Genomic DNA, 531 nt, shown 5'->3' with positions numbered 1-531 from the left:
CGCCATGCTGCGGTTGGACCACCTGCTCGACAGTCAGCCAATTCAGCTTGCCGGCTCCGCTGCCGCCAACGGTGATCCGGTGCGGCTGCTGGGGTGGGGCAGCACGGAGCCAGGCACCCAGCCGGGTACGTCGGACCCCAAGCCGAAGATGCTGCAAGAGCTGGACACCACCGTCACCGCTGACGGCCTGTGTGGCGGCGAAGGCGGCTTGTCCGCGAAGGAGATCTGTATCAGCAACGTCAACGGGACCGACGGAAGGTGCTTCGGTGATTCAGGGAGCCCTGCGGTCAAGGACCGAAAGCTCGTCGGTATCACGAGCCGGGGTCCACTCCCGTGCGGCACGGCCGCGTCGATCGACACCAGCGCCCCCGAACACCGTGACTTCATCTACGGCGCCGCACGCGGTGAGTTCAGCGCGCAACCGGTGATCCCGGAGCCGCGCAAGCCCGTGCCTGCCTACACGCCGCCCGTCGAGCTGCCCGGTCGTTCTTGATGGCCTGAACCGCGTCCCATGAGTGACCGGCAGGTGCG

General features: G+C 67.6%; 1 protein-coding gene. It reads left to right on the top strand.

Annotated features, from left to right (window positions below):
- Positions 1–493, top strand: a 493-nt coding sequence (locus ACYVIP_RS44550) for a trypsin-like serine protease (RefSeq protein ID WP_460407287.1), incomplete at its 5' end; no start/stop codon positions are given.
- Positions 494–531 lie beyond the last annotated feature (38 nt).

It is taken from the genome of Actinophytocola sediminis, from assembly GCF_054779715.1.
This window is presented reverse-complemented; position numbering and strand designations above follow the sequence as displayed.